The 3,769-nt window shown below is 44.1% G+C and carries 4 protein-coding genes and 1 pseudogene; 2 read left to right on the plus strand and 3 right to left on the minus strand.

Annotated elements, in window-relative coordinates:
• From PJF56_RS20315 to PJF56_RS20325, 3 genes are all read right to left on the minus strand, one after another.
• On the minus strand, positions 1-1,146 hold a 1,146-nt coding region (locus PJF56_RS20315), incomplete at its 3' end, for a CHAT domain-containing protein (protein WP_283764541.1).
• 37 nt (positions 1,147-1,183) lie between these two features.
• Positions 1,184-2,107, minus strand: a complete 924-nt coding sequence (locus PJF56_RS20320) for a DUF1822 family protein (protein WP_283764542.1) — start codon at positions 2,105-2,107, stop codon at positions 1,184-1,186.
• 29 nt (positions 2,108-2,136) lie between these two features.
• Complete coding sequence (locus PJF56_RS20325; protein WP_283764543.1) at positions 2,137-2,808, minus strand: sigma-70 RNA polymerase sigma factor region 4 domain-containing protein; 672 nt, start codon at positions 2,806-2,808, stop codon at positions 2,137-2,139.
• Positions 2,809-3,062: 254 nt separating this feature from the next.
• On the opposite strand from PJF56_RS20325, the gene PJF56_RS20330 reads away from it, so the two are divergent.
• Together PJF56_RS20330 and PJF56_RS22280 are read left to right on the plus strand one after the other, a co-directional pair.
• The gene (locus PJF56_RS20330; RefSeq protein ID WP_283764544.1) at positions 3,063-3,632 is read left to right on the plus strand and encodes an IS607 family transposase; all 570 of its coding nucleotides are present in this window, start codon (positions 3,063-3,065) and stop codon (positions 3,630-3,632) included.
• Positions 3,629-3,769, plus strand: a pseudogene (locus tag PJF56_RS22280) (RNA-guided endonuclease TnpB family protein); the annotation flags it as partial. The gene PJF56_RS20330 and the pseudogene PJF56_RS22280, both read left to right, overlap by 4 nt.

Consider the following 3,769-nt stretch of genomic DNA (forward strand, 5'->3'; position numbering starts at 1 on the left):
GGCTTTAATTTTCGATCGCCGTGAAACTTTTGCCGCAGGTGCTGCCACTGGGGTCATAACTGGCGTTAACTCTTGGGGTTGGGGCCAAGTGGGAGGCGTAGCCGTAGGATGTTGGGTGATGATCGGTAACCAGGTGGCACAGGGGAATTCATTTTCCCAAGCTTGCAGTTTTTCCCTGGCTTCGCGCACCGATAAATGGAAGGATTGACCCCTAGAAAAGCTATGTAGAAAGGATTTGAGGAATTCTTGGGCGATGCGATCGGGAACTTTTTCCCGCATGACGATCGCGTGGGGAATGGCTAAATCTTTGAGTTCTCGCGCTAGTCCTAAGCCATCACAGGAGTTAAAAATGGCCACTTGCAGGCCCTGTTGTGTTGCTTTACGCAGGCCATACCAGAGTTCGGTCAGGGTGAGAGACTCTTGGGAATTAATATAAATCCGTCCGCGATCGCCTTCGGTTTGGCTATGGCCGGCAAAAAAGATAATATCCCAAGGGCTGCTCCAGAGGCGATCGGTAATTTGATCCCGTTGGGGTTCTACGAGAAAAGTTACCTCTGCGTAGGGCAAGCTTTCCAGGATTTGGCGATCGCCCTCAACATTAATCCCATCACTGTTGCCCAAAATCGCCAACACTCTCATCTTTTCGGGGGATGGGTTGGGGGGTTGACAGGGTTCAAAGCACACTTGACTTAAGGCCACTTCCGCTTGAGAATAGCGGTCAATTAAGTCCCACAAATGCCAGGGGAGCTGTTGCAATTGGGCGATTTCCGTGCGGATCAGAAACCGAATTTTATCATCTCGTTGCAATTCTTCCCGCAACCGGCGATCGAGGTCTTGAAATGAGGGAGATCTGAGCCAGGTTTGAAACTGTTGGCTCAGGTTCTCTGCTGCCTGAAGACACTGTTCGAGGCGATCGCTAATGGAGCCATCGTAAACAATCTTACCCGGTTCGAGCCGCGAATTTCCATCTAATTGGTCATAACTCTCTTGCCACTGTTGCAGAGCCAAACATAGGTCAGGACACTGGGGTAATCTCCCCACCTGTTCAATCTGACGGGGTTCCCCTTCCTGACCCATTTCTAAGGTGACTCGACATCCGGATAGGAGCAAGTCACCTTCGAGCTTGAGTCCGACGAATTTTTTCATGGCGGATTCTAGATTAGGGATGATGAGGGTATGTTTATTAAATCACAAAAGATTCAATCATGCACATCTGGCCGAGGGAAATTTGCACGCTAAAGGGTTCTCCCGTTTCTCCCTTAAATTCCATTTGAATATTCTTGGTCTGGGTGGCGATCGCTTCCATAATGGAACGACCAGTGTCATTCAAGATATTCACTTTCAGATCGTGGGGCAGATAAGTCTGCTCTCCCGTGGGATACAGCTCCACGGAAATCTGCATTTGTTGATTTAGGGGTTGAACGCCCATCAGCAGGGTAAAATGATTGTTTTGGTGTTGAAACAGCTTACCCCGCTTAACCGCCTGATTATTATTTTTTGAACGAAAATTAAGCGCCAGTTGCTGCTGTTGAACGCCCAAGATCTCATCTAGGGTTTGCCAACCTTGGGCAATCCCATTTTTGAGCCAATCACTGAGATGAATCCTGGGTATGCATACAGCGTACAAAAAATCAAGTAGTTCTGCGGGCGATCGTAACTCGCTCAAAGGAATCCTTTCCGCCTCCACTTGCTCCACAAAGCCGAGAATTTCCGCCTCCGTTAATTCCCGATTGAACCTAACTGCAACATAGGCGCGACGATCCTCAAAAACTTCAGGAGGAACGCTCATATAATCCTCACCCGGCAAAACCGGACGGCATTCAACCTTACCTCGATTCGGTAAGTGTAAATCCGCCACATCGAAACAAGCCTGAAGCACCGGATCAAAGCTTTCGCAATCCTGTGTATGGGGTGCAAACCCTAAACATTGAAGATAGAATTTAACCGCCAAAACTGATAGGGTATTCAAATAAACTTGCTTGCGCTTTTTAGCACTCTTTTGTGCCTGTAAGAACGCCTCAGCCTGTTGATAGTCCCTAAATCCCAGAGAAATTTTAGGACAAATAGCATCGAGAGAATCGAACAATGGGGAAGAATGGGTAACCATGACAATAAACTCCAAGAAAAAGTAATAATTTAGGTCGTTAAATCCTGTAACAGTTTTTTCAATTGAATCATTTTGCGCCGATAAAAGCTCGACAAGGTAGGAACGCTAACACCAAGGGACGCAGAAATATCTTGCCAAGACTGACCATAGAGCCGCATTAAAATCAAAATCCTCAGATTCGCCTTGGGATGACGTTTAACATGAATTTTACTGAACTCATGTTCTGGATTATCCTCTAATCGTTTAACGATCAGTTCTGTAGTCGATAGATATTTCTCGTCGTCATTAGTGTCGGGTTTATTGTCCTCCAGATCATCTAACGTCCATTGAGAAAACTGCGAACCATAGGGATGAAAACAGCGAAATTCCTGAATAGCCCCAAACCAAAAACGGTGCTTGAGTAAAAAGTTAACCCAAGCTAAAACGTTTGCTCGTTCCGGTTGATACTCATCGATATGTTGACACAGGTAAAGCATCAAATTTTGTTTTGCTTCACTATAAATTTCTGCATGGGCCTGTCGATAATCAGCAGGAAGGTCATTCGGATGGGGACGGTAAAGCTTACCACAATTGAATAGCACGCTAATGAGTTGATTCAGGGCCCGGTGATAATCGAGTGTTCCCCGTGGACACTCTTGGGCCCTGAGTACAAGTTGCCGCAGTTGGCGATCTAGGGGATCTAGGTTCTCGCTTGAGGTCATGTCATAGAGAAAAATTTCAGAGGGTGCTATAAATTAGTCAGTTTTTTATGGGCAATTTTATGCATTTTTGAGGAAATTGATACAAAAATTTACGTTTTAATCAATAAATATGACAAAAACAAGGAGTATAAGCCTATACTCCTTGTAAAAGTGATATACTGCTAAGTTTAGCGATCGCAGGCTGTAGAAGCGCTGTATTGTAAAGTTTAACTTAAAATACAGTCAAGTATAGTCATTCATGGTAAGATAGAACCATGAAACTCTCAGACTATGCCAAAAAAGCCGGGGTGAGTTATCAAACGGCGTGGAGATGGTGGCAAAAAGGTCATCTCTCTGGCTATCAACTGCCTTCGGGGACAATTATCATTACCGAAGAAGGGAAGAAAAAAACCGAGAGAATTGCCTGTATTTATGCCAGAGTCTCTAGTGCCGAAAATAAAGATAACCTTGAGCGACAAGCGGAACGGTTAAAAGATTATGCTATTGCCAGAGGCTATCAAATTTATAAAGTCGTCAAAGAAATTGGCAGTGGTTTAAATGATAATCGTCCAAAATTGGCTAAGGTTTTAACCGATTCCCATTACGATATATTGGTAGTGGAGCATAAAGACCGTTTGGCGAGGTTTGGGACAAATTACTTGGAGATCCTGTTAAAAGAGATGGGAAAAACCGTTGAGATTGTCAATCATAGCGAGGATAAACAAGATGAATTAATGGAAGATTTAATTGCTATCATTACTTCATTCTGTTCTCGTCTTTATGGATTAAGACGCTCGAAACGGAAAACCGAAAAAATAATTGCCGAATTAAAGGAACGCTTGTGAAATTAGCCGAAAGACATATTATTAAAAGAGGTCATCAGTTTTGGAATGAGATAGATGAGTTATCATGGCATTCCAAAAATCTCTACAATGGGGCTAATTATCTAATCCGTCAAAACTTTATCTATGGTCATGGTTAC

Origin of the sequence: Roseofilum halophilum BLCC-M91 (assembly GCF_030068445.1) — a bacterium.
GTDB classification, from domain to species: Bacteria; Cyanobacteriota; Cyanobacteriia; order Cyanobacteriales; family Desertifilaceae; genus Roseofilum; species Roseofilum halophilum.

Coding starts and splice junctions, on each gene's coding strand:
- PJF56_RS20320 (WP_283764542.1), bottom strand. CDS start 2,107: ATGGTTACCCATTCTTCCCCATTGTTCGATTCTCTCGATGCTATTTGT.
- PJF56_RS20325 (WP_283764543.1), bottom strand. CDS start 2,808: ATGACCTCAAGCGAGAACCTAGATCCCCTAGATCGCCAACTGCGGCAA.
- PJF56_RS20330 (WP_283764544.1), top strand. CDS start 3,063: ATGAAACTCTCAGACTATGCCAAAAAAGCCGGGGTGAGTTATCAAACG.